This is a genomic window from Enterobacter sp. EGD-HP1 (assembly GCF_000733275.2).
GTDB lineage: Bacteria > Pseudomonadota > Gammaproteobacteria > Enterobacterales > Enterobacteriaceae > Enterobacter.
The window spans coordinates 31,180-48,174 of record NZ_AVOP01000003.1 but is presented as its reverse complement, the minus strand read 5'-3'; the positions used below and the strand labels follow the sequence as shown (position 1 = coordinate 48,174).

Sequence of the window (16,995 nt, the reverse complement as noted above, 5' to 3'; positions counted from 1 at the left end):
GGGTAATTAATTCAACTGGTGGCGATAGTCGCTCGGCGTGCGGTCAAACTCGCGGCGAAACACGCGGGAAAAGGTTTGTTGCGACACATAGCCAAGATCCATCGCGATATCAAAAATGGGCCGCTGCGTTGAGCGTAGCGCCTGCGCCGCCAGCAGCAGTCTGCGCTGGCGAATGTACTCGCCCAGCGTCTGATGCATGACCGTGCGGAACATTCTCTGTAAATACCATTTCGAATAGCCCGACTTTTTAGCGACCACATCAATGTTCAACGGTTGGTCGATATGTTCATCAATCCATTCAATAAGCGTCTGAATAATCTGCTGATGCGACATAAGGTTGCCCCTCTGTAGATACAACTATCTCGGTTAATTCGTCGTTTTCTCTGCGGGGGAGTATAATTCCTCAAGTTAACTTGAGGTAAAGAGGTTTTATGGAAAAGAGATTGCCGCGAATTAAAGCGCTGTTAACCCCCGGCGAAGTGGCAAAGCGAAGCGGCGTTGCGGTATCGGCGCTCCACTTCTATGAAAGCAAAGGGTTAATTAAGAGTATCCGTAACGGGGGCAACCAGCGCCGCTATACCCGCGACGTGCTCCGCTACGTCGCGATTATCAAAATTGCGCAACGAATCGGAATTCCCCTTGCCACGATCGGCGAGGCGTTTGGCGTGCTGCCGGAAGGGCACACGCTTAGCCCGAAAGAGTGGAAAGAGTTGTCGTCCCAGTGGCGTGAAGAGCTGGACAGGCGTATCCATACGCTGGTCGCCCTGCGCGACGAGCTGGATGGCTGTATCGGCTGCGGCTGCCTGTCGCGGAGCGATTGTCCGTTGCGTAACCCCGGCGACAGGCTGGGTGAGCAGGGAACGGGGGCGCGGCTGCTGGAAGAAGATTGAGCGTGCGTGTAGCCCATTCGCCGGGTGGCGCTTCGCTTACCCGGCCTACCAAACCGTCAAATGTAGGCCGGGTAAGGCGCAGCCGCCACCCGGCAAAAAGCATTATAAAGAACTAAAGCGCCACATAAGGGCGCTTTAGTTTTTCCCGGTCTTTGTCTTTCACTCTATCCCGCTGGTTCACGGGAGGGTTTCCCCCGACATCAGCACCCCTCAGTGTCGAGCTGGTTGGGGAGGTTCCGGATTGTGCTGACACTTTAATTCTATGCAAGACCCGTTTTTTCGCCAGCGTCTCTGACCGGTTTTTAGCCGAATTTTTTTCGCGGTGTTGTTCAATTTTCTATAGTTAAAAAGTATGAATAACAGGAGAAAATCATGCTCACGGTACACCACCTTAACCAGTCACGCTCGCACCGCGTGATTTGGGCGCTGGAAGAACTCGGCCTGCCTTATGAGATCGTTCACTACCAGCGCGAAAAGAACATGCTGGCACCGGAGGCGCTCAAAAAGGTGCATCCGCTGGGTAAATCACCGGTCATCGAAGATAACGGACTGATCCTTGCGGAGTCAGGCGCCATCCTGGAGTACCTGCAGGAAACGTACGATCCCGCGTCACGTCTTAAGCCTTTGGATCCGGCGCATAAGGTGCAGTACCGCTTCTGGCTGCATTACGCCGAAGGATCGCTGATGCCGCTGCTGTTAATGAAGCTGGTCTTCAACAGCCTCGGCAAGCCGCCGGTGCCGTTTGGTATCAGAACCCTGGGTAAAGCGCTGGGGCAGGGGGTGCAGAAAGCATATCTCAACCGTCAGCTGGAAACCCATGCGCGCTTTATTGAGTCACATCTTGCTAAAAACAGCTGGTTTGCCGGGGATACGCTCAGCATGGCCGACATTCAGATGAGCTTTCCCATCTTTGCCCTGCTGGCACGCGGCGGTATCGCTAATCTGCCGCATATTCAGGCATGGAAGACAAAGGTTGAGAATAGCCCTGGCTGGCAAAAAACGCTGCAACAGGGTGGCCCGTTATCTATTCCGGGTGAGGACTGAAATGTAAACAAATTGCGCATAGACGATAACGTTTGCGCATCCTCTGTTTATTTCTTCAGCGTCATAAGTGAATTTTAGCGAAAAACGAGAAAGTTCAGTTGAAAAGGGCGGGGATTACGCTAGATAATCGTTTGCCTTAATTTGACCACCCGTTTGTAAGCGCGGAGCTAAACGTTTGCTTTTTTTGTGACGCCCTTTCGTCGCAAACGCAACACAAGGATTTGACGTTCAGCTGGCAGTGGCGTCTCCACCTCGCTTACGGACTTCCTAAAAAACTCTCAGGGGATGTTTTCTATGTCTACGCCATCTGCGCGTACTGGCGGTTCACTTGACGCCATGTTTAAAATTTCGGCCCGCGGCAGCACCGTGCGCCAGGAAATCGTTGCCGGTTTGACAACATTTCTGGCGATGGTTTATTCCGTCATCGTTGTGCCGGGTATGTTGGGCAAAGCAGGCTTCCCGCCAGCGGCTGTCTTTGTGGCCACCTGCCTTGTGGCCGGCGTGGGCTCCATCGTGATGGGCCTGTGGGCGAACCTGCCGCTGGCGATTGGTTGCGCTATCTCTCTGACCGCGTTTACCGCATTTAGCCTGGTGCTGGGTCAGCACATCAGCGTACCGGTTGCGCTGGGTGCCGTGTTCCTGATGGGTGTGCTGTTTACCGTGATTTCCGCAACCGGCATCCGTAGCTGGATTTTGCGCAACCTGCCGCAGGGCGTGGCGCACGGTACCGGCATCGGCATCGGCCTGTTCCTGTTGCTGATCGCCGCCAACGGCGTTGGTCTGGTCATCAAGAACCCGCTGGACGGTCTGCCGGTAGCGCTGGGCCACTTCGCCAGCTTCCCGGTGATTATGTCGCTGATCGGTCTGGCGGTGATTATCGGTCTGGAAAAACTGAAAGTTCCGGGCGGCATTCTGCTGACCATTATCGGCGTTTCCGTTGTCGGCCTGATTTTCGATCCAACCGTACACTTCTCGGGTATCTTCGCTATGCCGTCGCTGAGCGATGACAAAGGCAACTCCCTGATTGGCAGCCTGGATATCGTTGGCGCGCTGAACCCGGTGATCCTGCCAAGCGTGCTGGCGCTGGTGATGACCGCCGTGTTTGACGCGACCGGTACCATTCGTGCGGTGGCCGGTCAGGCGAACCTGCTGGATAAAGACGGTCAGATTATTGATGGCGGCAAAGCGCTGACCACTGACTCCCTGAGCAGCGTCTTCTCTGGCCTGGTGGGCGCGGCGCCTGCTGCGGTGTACATCGAATCCGCAGCGGGTACGGCGGCAGGCGGTAAAACCGGTCTGACGGCAATCACCGTCGGCGTGCTGTTCCTGCTGATCCTGTTCCTCTCTCCGCTCTCCTATCTGGTTCCGGCGTATGCGACCGCGCCAGCGCTGATGTACGTTGGCCTGCTGATGCTGAGCAACGTGGCGAAAATCGACTTTGCGGATTTCGTAGATGCGATGTCTGGCCTGATTACCGCGGTCTTTATCGTGCTGACCTGTAACATCGTGACCGGCATTATGATCGGTTTCGCATCGCTGGTGATTGGTCGTCTGGTCTCCGGTGAGTGGCGCAAGCTGAACGTCGGCACCGTGGTTATCGCCGTTGCGCTGGTGGCGTTCTATGCGGGCGGCTGGGCAATCTAAGTTGTCCTTTGATGCGAAAACGGGTGGCTCAGGCCGCCCGTTTTTATTTTCAGGACTCATCCCGTTGCCTTTTGCGTTACTCTGGAGAAGATAGAATAAAAGGCACGACGCCTTCCGGAGTAAATAAGCAACACAGCAAACAGGGAACGCATGGAAATCTTCTTCACAATACTCATCATGACCCTTGTGGTCTCGCTATCCGGGGTGGTTACACGCGTACTGCCCTTTCAGGTCCCCCTGCCATTAATGCAAATTGCCATCGGCGCGCTGCTGGCGTGGCCGACGTTTGGCCTGCACGTGGAATTCGACCCCGAACTGTTCCTCGTGCTGTTTATCCCGCCGCTGCTGTTTGCCGATGGCTGGAAAACGCCCACGCGCGAATTCCTTGAGCACGGGCGCGAAATCTTCGGCCTGGCGCTGGCGCTGGTGGTGGTCACCGTCGTCGGGATTGGTTTTCTGATCTACTGGGCGGTACCGGGTATTCCATTAATACCGGCTTTTGCGCTGGCCGCTGTGCTGTCGCCAACCGATGCCGTGGCGCTGTCCGGCATTGTGGGTGAAGGCCGAATTCCGAAGAAAATCATGGGGATTTTACAGGGTGAGGCGCTGATGAACGACGCCTCCGGCCTGGTCGCCCTGAAGTTTGCCGTGGCCGTTGCGATGGGCACGATGGTCTTTACCGTCGGCGGCGCGACGCTGGAATTCTTCAAGGTGGCGATTGGCGGTATTCTCGCAGGCTTCGTGGTGAGCTGGCTGTACGGCCGCTCATTGCGCTTCCTCAGCCGCTGGGGCGGCGATGAACCCGCTACGCAGATCGTACTGCTGTTCCTGCTGCCGTTTGCCTCTTATCTGATTGCCGAACATATCGGCGTGTCGGGCATTCTGGCAGCGGTTGCGGCAGGGATGACCATTACCCGTTCCGGCGTGATGCGCCGCGCGCCGCTGGCCATGCGCCTGCGTGCCAACAGCACCTGGGCCATGCTGGAATTTGTCTTTAACGGCATGGTGTTCCTGCTGCTGGGCCTGCAACTGCCGGGCATTATGGAATCCTCGCTGGTGGCGGCCGAAGCCGACCCGAACGTTGAGGTCTGGATGCTGTTTACCGACGTCGTGCTGATCTACCTGGCGCTGATGCTGGTGCGTTTCGGCTGGCTGTGGACGATGAAAAACTTCAGCGTACGCTTCCTGAAGAAAAAGCCGATGGAGTTCGGCTCGTGGTCAACGCGTGAGCTGCTGATTGCCTCGTTTGCGGGCGTGCGCGGGGCGATCACCCTTGCTGGTGTGCTCTCTATTCCACTGCTGTTACCGACGGGAGATGTTTTCCCGGCACGCTACGAGCTGGTCTTCCTGGCGGCGGGCGTGATTCTGTTCTCACTGTTTGTCGGCGTGATTATGCTGCCGATTTTACTCCAGCATATTGATGCCGGTGATTCGACCCAGCAGCATAAAGAGGAGCGTATTGCCCGGGCGGCCACCGCCGAAGTGGCAATTGTCGCGATTCAGAAAATGGAAGAGCGTCTGGCCGCAGATGCGGAAGAGAACATCGACAATCAGCTGCTGACGGAAGTTAGTTCCCGCGTGATTGGTAACCTGCGCCGCCGCGCGGACGGGCGTAATGACGTGGAAAGCTCGCTGCAGGAGGAGAACCTGGAGCGCCGGTTCCGTCTGGCGGCGCTGCGCTCAGAGCGTGCCGAACTGTACCACCTGCGCGCCACGCGCCAGATCAGCAACGAAACGCTGCAAAAGCTGCTGCACGATCTGGACCTGCTGGAAGCGCTGTTGATAGAGAATCAGTAGCGCGCTTTTGCCCGGTGGCGCTGCGCTTACCGGGCCTACGTTCGAACCGTAGGCCGGGTAAGGCGAAGCCGCCACCCGGCACTATTCAGACCGCACCCAAAACCCCTCACAACACTGCAGCCACGCCTGCGCGCTGTGCGACAGATACACCCCTTCTCGCCAGATCATCCCCAGCTGCCAGTGCAGGTCGCTCTCCAGCGGGATCCAGCGCAGCGTGTTTTTATCCAGACGCTCGCAGATCGGCTGCGGCAGAATGGCAATTCCCACGCCTGCCTGCACCATCGCCGCCAGAAAATCCCACTGTCCGCTGCGTACCGCTATGCGCGGCTTGACGTTATGGTGGCTAAACAGCGTCATCAGCTGGCGGCTGAGGGCGAAGTCTTCGTTGTAGATCAGCAGAGGGTGCTCGCCGAGCAGTTCAGGTCTCACCGAGTCTCTCTTCAGCCAGTCGCCGGAGCGGGGAACCAGCACGCACAGCGGGTGGCTAAAGAGCGGAAGCGTTGCCAGACCGCTCTCTTCCTCAACGGGAAGGGCGGTCATTGCCACGTCGAGCTCGCCGTTGGTGACGGCCTGCTGGACGGTTAACCCACCAAACTCCGAAATCTTCAGCTCAACGCCGGGATAACGCTGGCGAAACAGGCTAATCGGCCCGGCCATCATCATCCCCACCATTGGCGGAATGCCGAGGCGAAGCACCCCTTTCGTCAGATGATTGATATCGCCCAGCTCTGCTTCCAGCTGGCGAAACTCCGCCAGAATCGCCAGCCCGCGTTCGAACACCACGCGTCCGGTGTCGGTCAGCAACAGCTTGCGTCCGTCGCGGATCAGCAAGGTACAGTTCAGTTCATCTTCGAGGTTTTTCAGCATCTTGCTGATGGTGGGCTGGGTAACAAACAACTTCTCCGCTGCGCGGGTAAAACTTTGCTGACGAACCACTTCGACAAAATAGCGCAGCGTTCTTATGTCCATGATTATTCCTCGAAACTATACCTTTGATGATTTTAATTCATTTCAGTCCACACCGTGCGCTCTCTATACTGGCGCCTCGTCTCATTTTTGAGGAAAACCCCCATGGCCGTGGCGTTAAGCCGTGTTACGCCTGCCGTTGTGCAACGACTCCAGGTCCCGGTTCAGGTACTGCTCTACGCGGGACTGTTTGTTTTCGCAGAATATCTTGTCGGCTGGCTGCATCTGCCGCTGCCTGCCAACCTTGTCGGGATGCTGCTGATGCTCACGCTTATTCTGTGCCGCGTGATCCCCCTTAACTGGGTGCGCGCCGGGGCGCGATGGCTGCTGGCGGAGATGCTGCTGTTCTTTGTTCCTGCCGTGGTGGCGGTGGTGAACTATGCGCAGCTGCTGATGGTCGACGGCTGGCGAATCTTTGCGGTCATCGCGCTGAGTACGCTGATGGTGCTGGGGGCAACCGCCTGGGTGGTGGATAAAGTGTATCGCTTTGAAATCAGCAGGCACAAACATGACTAATTTTCAGATCAGCGTCCTGTGCCTGATTGCGACGCTGGCAATCTACTTTGCCAACAAGCGGCTGTATCGTCGTTTTCACGCCCTGCCGCTGATGCCGCTGGTCTTCACGCCGATCCTGCTGGTGCTGATGCTGGTCTTCGGCCATATCTCCTGGCAAAACTACATTGGTGAATCCCACTGGCTGCTGTGGCTGCTGGGCCCGGCGACCATCGCTTTTGCCGTACCGGTTTACGACAACCTGGCGATTATCAAACGCCACTGGATGTCGCTCAGCGCAGGCGTGATCACCGCCACGGTGGTCGCGGTGTGCAGCTCCGTCTGGCTGGCGAGACTGTTTACGCTGCCCGATGAAATTCAGCGCAGCCTGGCCGTGCGCTCGGTGACCACGCCGTTTGCGCTGGCTGCCGCCAAACCGCTCGGCGGACAGCCGGATCTGGTGGCGCTGTTTGTTGTCGTGACGGGCGTGTTCGGTATGGCGGTCGGCGATATGCTGTTCCTGCGATTGTCGATCCGTGAAGGGATGGCAAAAGGCGCGGGGTTTGGCGCGGCGTCGCACGGGGCGGGCACGGCACGTTCGTATGAGCTTGGGCAGCAGGAGGGCGTTGTCGCGAGCCTGGTGATGATGCTTTCGGGCGTGGTGATGGTGCTGATTGCGCCGCTGGTGGCCTGGGTGATGTTTTAAGCTCCCCGGCCAGAACGGCCGGGGAGAAAGGCTTAGTGCGCGCGGCCCTGCTCAACGCCGAGACCGGTTTGTGAACGGATAAACTGGGCGCGGAATTTCTCGCGCTCCAGGTTACCTTCCGGCGAATTGTCGGTGGCCGAGAAGAACCAGATGCCGATAAACGCCACGGCGATAGAGAACAGCGCCGGGTATTCATACGGGAAGATAGCGCTTGCGTGACCGAGGATCTGCACCCAGATGGTTGGGCCCAGAATCATCAGGATCACCGCCGTCAGCAGCCCCAGCCAGCCGCCAATCATCGCCCCACGGGTGGTCAGTTTTGACCAGTACATGGAGAGCAGGATGATCGGGAAGTTACAGCTTGCCGCAATCGAGAAGGCCAGCCCCACCATAAAGGCGATGTTCTGCTTCTCGAACAAAATGCCTAACAGAATCGCCACGACGCCCAGCACCAGCACGGTGATTTTCGAGACCTTCAGCTCATCGCGCTCGCTCGCGCCTTTGCGGATGACGTTGGCGTAGAGGTCATGCGACACCGCAGACGCGCCGGCCAGCGTCAGCCCTGCAACCACCGCAAGAATGGTGGCGAAGGCCACGGCGGAGATAAAGCCGAGGAACAGGTTACCGCCAACCGCGTCGGCCAGATGCACCGCCGCCATGTTGTTACCGCCAATCAGCGCGCCCGCCGCGTCTTTAAACGCCGGATTCGCCCCCACCAGCATGATCGCGCCAAAGCCGATGATAAAGGTCAGGATATAGAAGTAACCCATGAAACCGGTGGCGTAGAAGACGCTCTTGCGCGCTTCACGCGCATCGCTCACGGTAAAGAAACGCATCAGGATATGCGGCAGACCCGCGGTGCCGAACATCAGTCCGAGACCCAGCGAGAGCGCGGATATTGGGTCTTTCACCAGCCCGCCCGGGCTCATGATCGCTTCCCCTTTCGGGTGGACCGCCATGGCTTCGGTAAACAGGTTATTGAAGCTGAAGCCGACGTGCTTCATCACCATAAAGGCCATAAAGCTGGCGCCGAACAGCAGCAGGACCGCTTTGATGATCTGCACCCAGGTGGTCGCCAGCATGCCGCCGAACAGCACGTACATCACCATCAGCACGCCAACCAGCACTACCGCGATGTGGTAGTTCAGGCCGAACAGCAGTTCGATCAATTTACCCGCGCCCACCATCTGCGCAATCAGGTACAGCGCCACCACCACCAGCGAGCCGCAGGCGGAGAGGGTGCGAATCGGCCCCTGCTTCAGGCGATACGAGGCCACGTCTGCGAAGGTATAGCGGCCCAGGTTACGCAGGCGCTCGGCAATCAGGAACAGGATGATCGGCCAGCCGACGAGGAAGCCGAGGGAGTAGATCAGACCGTCATAGCCGGAGGTATACACCAGCGCGGAGATCCCGAGGAAGGAGGCGGCGGACATAAAGTCACCCGCAATCGCCAGCCCGTTCTGGAAGCCGGTAATGTTGCCGCCCGCGGTGTAGTAATCGTTACGGGAGCGCACGCGTTTCGACGCCCAGTAGGTGATGTAGAGCGTCAGCAGGACGAAAATCAGGAACATCACAATCGCCTGCCAGTTGGTTGGCTGGCGCTGGACCTCGCCGGTAATGGCATCCGCCGCGTGGGCGGCAAAGGGAAGTGTGGCGGCGAGCGCCGTCAGAACTCGCTTCATGATGCTTTTACCTCTTGCAGTACCGCTTTATTAAGACGATCGAATTCACCGTTTGCGCGCCAGACGTAGACGCCGGTCAGCACGAATGAAATCACAATCACGCCAATGCCAATCGGAATGCCGCGCGTCACGCTGGTCCCCTCATGCAGCGGGGTGCCTAGCCAATGCGGAGCAAATGCGATCAGCAGAATAAAGCCGACGTAGATAACCAGCATGATGATGGAAAGGATGAAGGCAAACCGTTGCCGCTTATCGACGAGCTCCCTGTAGTGCGCACTATTCTCTATCTGCTGACAAATATCGTTATTCATCACAGAGTCTCCAAAGGTAAGGTAGGTTTGTTTTTAGTCCCCTCTCCCTTTTGGGGAGAGGGTTAGGGTGAGGGGAGGAAGGTGCGGTCTGATGCCCTCACCCCGGCCCTCTCCCGCGGGGAGAGGGAGAAAACACTAGGAAGGCATTGCGATGGACTGCTTCTCTTCGAGCAGTTTTTCCACCACGCCAGGATCCGCGAGCGTTGAGGTATCACCGAGGTTGCTGGTGTCTCCAGCCGCGATTTTGCGCAAGATACGACGCATAATTTTGCCGGAACGGGTTTTCGGCAGCGAGTCGGTCCAGTGCAGCACGTCCGGCGTCGCCAGCGGGCCAATCTCTTTACGTACCCAGTTGCGCACCTCAGCGTAAAGCTCTGGCGACGGCTCTTCGCCGTGGTTCAGGGTGACGTAAGCGTAAATCGCCTGGCCTTTGATGTTGTGCGGAATACCGACAACGGCGGCTTCAGCAATCTTCGGATGCGACACCAGCGCCGATTCAATCTCAGCGGTGCCCAGACGGTGGCCGGAGACGTTTAGCACATCGTCCACGCGCCCGGTTATCCAGTAATAGCCATCTTCATCACGACGCGCGCCGTCGCCGCTGAAGTACATGTTTTTAAAGGTCGAGAAGTAGGTCTGCTCGAAGCGATCGTGATCGCCGAACAGGGTACGCGCCTGACCCGGCCAGGAGTCTGTGATCACCAGGTTTCCTTCGGTGGCGCCTTCCAGCGGGTTGCCTTCGTTATCCACCAGCGCAGGCTGTACGCCGAAGAACGGACGGGTTGCGGAACCAGCCTTCAGCTGCGTGGCGCCCGGCATAGGGGTGATCATGAAGCCGCCGGTTTCGGTCTGCCACCAGGTGTCCATCACCGGGCATTTCTCATTGCCGATTTTCTTCCAGTACCACTCCCAGGCTTCCGGGTTGATTGGCTCACCCACAGAACCGAGGATGCGCAATGAAGAACGGTCAGTGCCTTCGATAGCTTTATCACCTTCCGCCATTAATGCGCGGATCGCCGTTGGCGCGGTGTAAAGAATGTTGACCTGATGCTTGTCGACCACCTGACACATGCGCGCCGGGGTTGGCCAGTTGGGTACGCCTTCAAACATCAGCGTTGTTGCGCCACAGGCCAGCGGGCCGTACAGCAGATAGCTGTGTCCGGTGACCCAGCCCACGTCGGCGGTACACCAGTAGATATCACCCGGATGGTAGTCGAAGACGTATTTGAAGGTGGTGGCCGCATAGACCAAATAGCCGCCGGTGGTATGCAGGACGCCTTTCGGCTTACCGGTGGAGCCGGAGGTATAAAGAATGAAGAGCGGATCTTCTGCGTTCATCTCTTCCGGTTGATGCTGGTCGCTCGCGTTCTCAATCAGGTCGCTCCACCACAGGTCGCGCCCCTCGTTCCAGTCGATTTTGCCGCCGGTCCGCTTAAGGACGATGACGTTACTGACCGTTTTGACGTTTGGGTTTTTCAGCGCTTCGTCGACGTTTTTCTTCAGTGGGATACCGCGCCCGGCGCGCACGCCTTCATCGGCAGTGATCACCAGTTTTGAACTTGAATCGACAATACGACCCGCAACCGCTTCTGGCGAGAACCCGCCGAAAATCACCGAATGAATTGCGCCGATACGCGCGCAGGCCAGCATGGCCACCGCCGCTTCCGGCACCATCGGCATATAGATAGCGACCACATCGCCTTTTTTAATGCCCTTTTCCAGCAGGACGTTGGCAAAGCGGCACACGTCGCGGTGCAGTTCTTTATAGGTAATGTGTTTGCTCTGGGAGGCATCATCGCCTTCCCAGATAATCGCCGTCTCGTTCCCGCGCTCGGCAAGGTGACGATCGAGGCAGTTCGCCGCCAGGTTCAGGGTGCCATCTTCATACCATTTAATAGAGACATTGCCGGGCGCAAAGGAGGTGTTCTTCACCTTCTGATAAGGTTTGATCCAGTCAAGGATATGGCCCTGCTCACCCCAGAAGGTGTCCGGGGCGGTGATGGACTGCTGATATTTCTCGTGGTACTGCTCCGGGGTGATCAGGCAACGGTCCGCAATATTTGCGGGAATGTCATGTTTGTGGATTTGGCTCATGGCTTTTTTTCTCCTTGTAAGATGTTAATAATATGTCGCAAAAACGTTAATTGTAGGGGCTTTACAAGCTTTGTTTATTATTTGGGCTACAGATCACGCATTGTTTGAAGAGTATGAAAAACGAGCGAATGAAACTTTGAAGGAAAATAATTTATGCTGACGATTATTCACATTTATGTTTAAAAAAGCGTTTTTATAACAAAAGGTTATTTATCAGAATTAGAACAAACTCCCGTCATCGTCGCTTTTGTGAGTGAAACGCGTCGTTCTTTAAGGCTTGCGCAACAGGTCGCGCAAATGATACTCATACGCCGCGTTAAAAAATCCCATAAACCAACGCAACACAATTCATACCCTTTCAGTATGTCTCCCTGTTCATGCAGTTTGAGTGAATAAGGCGCTTCATTGAGGAAGTCAGTTTCTATGAAAAACGTTAAAGTCAGCCTTGCCTGGCAGATCTTAATCGCCCTTGTGCTGGGCATCCTGCTGGGCAGTTACCTGCATTATCATAGCGACAGCCGCGAATGGCTGATTGCGAACCTGCTTTCACCGGCAGGGGATATCTTTATTCATCTGATCAAGATGATCGTGGTGCCGATTGTGATCTCGACGCTGGTGGTCGGTATTGCGGGCGTCGGCGATGCGAAGCAGTTAGGCCGTATTGGTGCGAAAACCATTATCTATTTCGAAGTGATCACTACGGTTGCGATTATCCTCGGTATCACGCTGGCGAACGTGTTCCAGCCGGGTTCCGGGATTGATATGTCGCAGCTGGCAACGGTGGATATTTCGAAATACCAAAGTACGACCGCTGACGTGCAGAGCCACGCGCATGGCCTGATGGGCACTATCCTGTCGCTGGTGCCGACCAACATCGTGGCGTCGATGGCGAAGGGCGAGATGCTGCCTATCATCTTCTTCTCGGTGCTGTTTGGTCTGGGGCTCTCTTCTCTGCCGGCGACGCACCGCGAGCCGCTGGTCACCGTGTTCCGTTCCATCTCTGAAACCATGTTTAAAGTGACCCACATGGTGATGCGTTACGCGCCGGTAGGGGTGTTTGCGCTTATCGCCGTCACCGTGGCGAACTTCGGTTTTGCTTCCCTGTGGCCGCTGGCGAAGCTGGTGCTCCTGGTGCACTTCGCCATCCTGTTCTTCGCGCTGGTGGTGCTGGGGATCGTGGCGCGCCTGTGCGGGCTGAGCATCTGGATCCTGATTCATATCCTGAAAGATGAACTGATTCTGGCGTACTCCACGGCAAGCTCTGAGAGCGTGCTGCCGCGTATCATTGAGAAGATGGAAGCCTACGGCGCGCCTGCCTCTATTACCAGCTTCGTGGTACCGACCGGCTACTCCTTTAACCTGGACGGTTCGACGCTGTACCAGAGCATCGCCGCTATCTTTATTGCGCAGCTGTACGGCATTGACCTGTCGCTGTGGCAGGAGATCGTGCTGGTGCTGACGCTGATGGTGACGTCTAAAGGTATTGCAGGCGTTCCGGGCGTCTCCTTCGTAGTGCTGCTGGCTACGCTCGGCAGCGTCGGTATTCCGCTGGAAGGCCTGGCGTTTATCGCCGGCGTGGACCGTATCCTCGACATGGCGCGTACGGCGCTGAACGTGGTGGGTAATGCGCTGGCCGTGCTGGTTATCGCCAAGTGGGAACACAAATTCGATCGTAAAAAAGCGCTGGCGTATGAGCGCGAGGTGCTGGGTCGTTTTGATAAGACGGCTGACCAGTAATGTGTTAAGCCCGGTGGCACTGCGCTTACCGGGCCTACGGTTTTTGTAGGCCGGGTAAGGCGAAGCCGCCACCCGGCACTTTATTCTCCGCTCAACGCATCAAACTCTTCACATCCCGTATCAAACCCTTCGGTGCAGCTCAGGTTCAACCAGTACAGTGCTTTCTGTTTATTGGGTGTGATAAAGCCTTTCTCGCCCTGCTGGAACAGCATCCCTGCCCAGTATTCCGCGTAGCCGGTGCGTGACAGAGATGAACTACGCTTAAACCACGATGCCGCCAGGGCGTCGTCCTGAACCACTTCAACGCCGTTGGCATAAATCAGGCCCAGCAGCATTTGCGCATCTACCGCTGAGTCGCTGTCGATATCTTCGGTCGCCGTTTGCAGCAGCTTGATCGCCTGCGGATAGTCAGTTTTCCCCGCCTGGGTGTTCACCAGCACGCGCGCCAGCATGATTGCGCCGCGTTTGCTGCCGGCAATGTTTGCCTGCTGCGCCAGGGCTTTGGCCTGTACGTAATCGCCCTGCGTAAAGTGGATTTGCGACAACAGCGCCATGGCATCAACATCGCCGCCTTTTGCGGCTTTCTCTGCCCAAAGCGCTGCCTGCTTGCTGTCACCGGAACTGAAGTACGTATCAGCAAGATAATACTGGGCGCGGGCATCGCCTGCTTCCGCCTGCTTCTGATACTGGCTGCCGATCTCATCCGCATAGGCGAACGAGGTTAAAAAGAATAACAACAGAAAAATGGGTTTCATGGATTCTTATCATCTGAGTACACGCCGCGCAGTATAATCGCGGTGGCGGAAGAAAAAAATGGGTGCATTAAGACCTCAGCATCCTACAAGCCGGGCGGAACCTTCGTTCCGCCCGCAGAGGTTAGCCTGCGTTGCAGGCTAATTTAGCCGCCACCTCCTGATGCTCACTCTTTATTGAAAACTCGCAGAGCTTGCCGCGAGTAATAAAGGTAAAGATTACTATCGTCAGGCAAATAATAAAGACGATGCCTAACGCAGTTTTTAATGGCGTCATGCCTTTTACTCCTTGTCAAAAAAAGAATAAGAGGCTACTCTCAACTTGTTCGGAGTTGAGGGAGTAGCCTCGGGTAAATGAAAATTTCCCGGGGCTTTCTACTTTCTGTCCCTCAACAATGCTCAAGACAGAAAGTCTTAAGCACCCGCCGCACATCTTATCCCTCTGAATTAAAATGCAAAGATGTAATTCTTTTTCGCGAAAATTACATTATTTCTGCGAGCCGCTTTCCAGAATAATAATTGATATTATTGATAGGTTAAGCAGAAATAAAAAGGGAGTGAATATCTCACTCCCTTTATTCATTGATGAATTAACGACGTCAACCCATTGCGCTTTCGCGCAGTCGGGCTTTCAGCTTGTTATATTCGTCGATCACGTACTGTTCCGCCGCGTGCTGATCCGCAATCGGCTCCACGCGCACGGCGCAGTATTTATACTCCGGCGTTTTGGTTATCGGGCTTAGGTTCTCCGTGACCAGCTCGTTGCAGGCGCCAATCCACCACTGGTAGGTCATATAGACCGCCCCTTTGTTCGGACGGTCGCTGACCTGCGCACGGGTGATGATTCGCCCTTTGCGCGAGTTCACCCATACCAGCGCTTCGTCCTCAATACCAAGGCGCTCTGCGTCGGCGGTATTGATTTGCGCATAGCCCGGTTCGTCCGCCAGTGCCGCCAGTGCGGCGCAGTTGCCGGTCATCGAACGACAGGAGTAGTGGCCTACTTCACGCACGGTGGAGAGCACCATCGGATACTCATCGGTGAGCTTATCGATCGGCGCGACCCAGTCGCAGGTGAAGAACTGCGCCAGCCCGTTCGGGGTGTCGAACTTCTCTTTAAAGAGATACGACGTCCCCTGGTCGGATTCAGACTCGTCGCGGCACGGCCACTGGATGTACCCCAGCTCACCCATTTTTTCATAGGTTGCCCCATAAAAGTCCGGGCACAGACTGCGCAACTCGTCCCAGATCTCCTGAGTGTTGTTGTAGTGCATCGGGTAGCCCATGCGGGTGGCGATTTCGCTGATGATCTGCCAGTCCGTTTTCAGATCCCACTTCGGCTCAACCGCCTTAAAGAAGCGCTGGAAGCCGCGGTCCGCTGCCGTATAGACGCCTTCATGCTCGCCCCAGGAGGTCGACGGTAGAATCACATCCGCCGCCGCCGCGGTTTTGGTCATGAAGATATCCTGGACAATCACCAGCTCCAGATCCTCAAACCCTTTGCGCACCGCAGACAGCTCGGCGTCGGTCTGGAGCGGATCTTCACCCATGATGTAGGCCGCACGCACTTCGCCGTGCGCCGCGCGGTGCGGCAGCTCGCTGATGCGGTACCCGGTGTGCTCAGGCAGACTTTCCACGCCCCAGGCCTTCGCGAATTTCTCGCGGTTTTCCGGGAACTTCACGTACTGGTAGCCCGGGTAGGTGTCCGGCAGCGCGCCCATGTCGCAGGCACCCTGGACGTTATTCTGACCACGTACCGGGTTCACGCCGACGTGCGCTTTACCCAGGTTGCCGGTCAGCATCGCGAGACTCGTAAGAGAACGTACCGTTTCCACCCCCTGATAGAACTGGGTCACGCCCATGCCCCACAGGATGGCGGCGGTTTTCGCCCCGGCATACATCCGTGCCGCCTGGCGGATCTCCTGCGCGCTGACGCCGGTGATTGTTTCCACCGACTCTGGCGTATAGCCCTCGACGATTTTCCGATACTCTTCAAAGCCTTCCGTACGGGTCGCGACAAACGCCTGGTCGTACAGATTCTCCTCAATAATGACGTGCCCCATTGCGTTCAGCAGCGCGATGTTCGAGCCGTTTTTCAGCGCGATGTGCATATCCGCAATGCGCGCGGTTTCAATTTTGCGCGGATCGCAGACGATAATTTTCGCCCCGTTCTGCTTAGCGCGAATAACGTGGTTCGCGACGATAGGGTGAGAATCCGCCGGGTTATAACCAAAGATGAAGACGAGATCGGTATTATCTATCTCGTTGATGGCATTACTCATTGCGCCGTTACCGACCGACTGGTGCAGACCTGCAACCGATGGGCCGTGTCAGACGCGAGCGCAGCAGTCGACGTTATTGGTTCCAATAACGGCGCGCGCGAATTTTTGCATCACATAGTTGGTTTCATTCCCCGTCCCGCGTGAAGAGCCGGTGGTCTGAATCGCATCCGGGCCATATTTGGCCTTGATGGCGCTAAGGCGCGTAGCGACGTAATCCAGCGCCTCACTCCAGGAGACGGCTTCCAGCTTGCCACCACGCTCGCGGCGGATCATAGGGGTTTTCAGGCGCGGGGTGAGGATTTGGGTATCGTTAATAAAATCCCAGCCGTAGTAACCTTTCAGGCATAGCGTGCCCTGGTTGGTTTTCCCCTGTGCGGCCTCCGCCCGGACGATTTTGCCGTTATCGACCACCAGGTGGATCTTGCAACCTGAGGCACAATAAGGGCAAACCGTGACGACTTTTTTCATCAGTCTGCTCCAGTTAATCGAATCATTCGCACCCACTATGCAGCTTCTATGCCATGTTTTTCGTATGGGTATACCCTGACTTTACGGCCCCTTTGTGGTGAAAACCCTGACAAAAAACAGCCAATCGTCAAAA

Annotated in this window: 15 protein-coding genes; 7 read left to right on the top strand and 8 right to left on the bottom strand. The window is 56.5% G+C overall.

Features of this window, described 5'->3' with window-relative positions; all coding sequences use genetic code 11:
* Positions 1–6 precede the first annotated feature (6 nt).
* On the bottom strand, positions 7–333 hold the full coding sequence (soxS, locus tag N037_RS04810; protein ID WP_013095071.1) for a superoxide response transcriptional regulator SoxS: 327 nt from the start codon (positions 331–333) through the stop codon (positions 7–9).
* Between the two features lie 98 nt (positions 334–431).
* Between soxS and soxR the strand changes: the two genes are divergently transcribed.
* From soxR to N037_RS04790, 4 genes are all read left to right on the top strand, one after another.
* Positions 432–890 (top strand): redox-sensitive transcriptional activator SoxR, encoded by a 459-nt coding sequence (gene soxR / locus N037_RS04805; protein ID WP_023331806.1) that lies wholly within the window; start codon positions 432–434, stop codon positions 888–890.
* Between the two features lie 372 nt (positions 891–1,262).
* Entirely contained in the window at positions 1,263–1,934 is a 672-nt protein-coding gene (locus tag N037_RS04800) for a glutathione S-transferase family protein (protein ID WP_023334182.1), read from the top strand.
* A 294-nt stretch (positions 1,935–2,228) separates the two neighbouring features.
* Entirely contained in the window at positions 2,229–3,578 is a 1,350-nt protein-coding gene (gene ghxP, locus N037_RS04795; RefSeq protein ID WP_032639432.1) for a guanine/hypoxanthine transporter GhxP, read from the top strand.
* A 150-nt stretch (positions 3,579–3,728) separates the two neighbouring features.
* Entirely contained in the window at positions 3,729–5,375 is a 1,647-nt protein-coding gene (locus N037_RS04790; RefSeq protein ID WP_032639430.1) for a Na+/H+ antiporter, read from the top strand.
* An 81-nt stretch (positions 5,376–5,456) separates the two neighbouring features.
* Here the strand turns inward: N037_RS04790 and N037_RS04785 are convergent, their stop codons facing one another.
* Positions 5,457–6,344 (bottom strand): LysR family transcriptional regulator, encoded by an 888-nt coding sequence (locus N037_RS04785; RefSeq protein ID WP_023334185.1) that lies wholly within the window; start codon positions 6,342–6,344, stop codon positions 5,457–5,459.
* Between the two features lie 102 nt (positions 6,345–6,446).
* Between N037_RS04785 and N037_RS04780 the strand changes: the two genes are divergently transcribed.
* Entirely contained in the window at positions 6,447–6,857 is a 411-nt protein-coding gene (locus N037_RS04780; RefSeq protein ID WP_021242769.1) for a CidA/LrgA family protein, read from the top strand.
* On the top strand, positions 6,850–7,539 hold the full coding sequence (locus N037_RS04775) for an LrgB family protein (RefSeq protein ID WP_023310063.1): 690 nt from the start codon (positions 6,850–6,852) through the stop codon (positions 7,537–7,539). Before N037_RS04780 ends, N037_RS04775 begins: the two co-directional genes overlap by 8 nt.
* Positions 7,540–7,571: 32 nt before the next feature.
* Here the strand turns inward: N037_RS04775 and actP are convergent, their stop codons facing one another.
* The 3 genes from actP to acs form a co-directional block, all read right to left on the bottom strand.
* Positions 7,572–9,221 (bottom strand): cation/acetate symporter ActP, encoded by a 1,650-nt coding sequence (gene actP / locus N037_RS04770; protein ID WP_023334186.1) that lies wholly within the window; start codon positions 9,219–9,221, stop codon positions 7,572–7,574.
* Entirely contained in the window at positions 9,218–9,532 is a 315-nt protein-coding gene (locus tag N037_RS04765) for a DUF485 domain-containing protein (protein WP_023334187.1), read from the bottom strand. Before N037_RS04765 ends, actP begins: the two co-directional genes overlap by 4 nt.
* A gap of 135 nt (positions 9,533–9,667) precedes the next feature.
* Positions 9,668–11,626, bottom strand: coding sequence for an acetate--CoA ligase (gene acs, locus N037_RS04760; protein ID WP_023334188.1), 1,959 nt, complete (start codon positions 11,624–11,626; stop codon positions 9,668–9,670).
* A 423-nt stretch (positions 11,627–12,049) separates the two neighbouring features.
* On the opposite strand from acs, the gene gltP reads away from it, so the two are divergent.
* Positions 12,050–13,363 (top strand): glutamate/aspartate:proton symporter GltP, encoded by a 1,314-nt coding sequence (gltP, locus tag N037_RS04755; protein ID WP_032639428.1) that lies wholly within the window; start codon positions 12,050–12,052, stop codon positions 13,361–13,363.
* An 80-nt stretch (positions 13,364–13,443) separates the two neighbouring features.
* Here the strand turns inward: gltP and N037_RS04750 are convergent, their stop codons facing one another.
* From N037_RS04750 to fdhF, 3 genes are all read right to left on the bottom strand, one after another.
* Entirely contained in the window at positions 13,444–14,118 is a 675-nt protein-coding gene (locus N037_RS04750; protein WP_023334189.1) for a tetratricopeptide repeat protein, read from the bottom strand.
* Positions 14,119–14,239: 121 nt separating this feature from the next.
* Positions 14,240–14,392: a Hok/Gef family protein gene (locus N037_RS04745; RefSeq protein ID WP_023299102.1), complete on the bottom strand. Its 153-nt coding sequence runs from the start codon at positions 14,390–14,392 to the stop codon at positions 14,240–14,242.
* Between the two features lie 322 nt (positions 14,393–14,714).
* Positions 14,715–16,862: a formate dehydrogenase subunit alpha gene (fdhF, locus tag N037_RS04740; RefSeq protein WP_081706855.1), complete on the bottom strand. Its 2,148-nt coding sequence runs from the start codon at positions 16,860–16,862 to the stop codon at positions 14,715–14,717.
* Positions 16,863–16,995 lie beyond the last annotated feature (133 nt).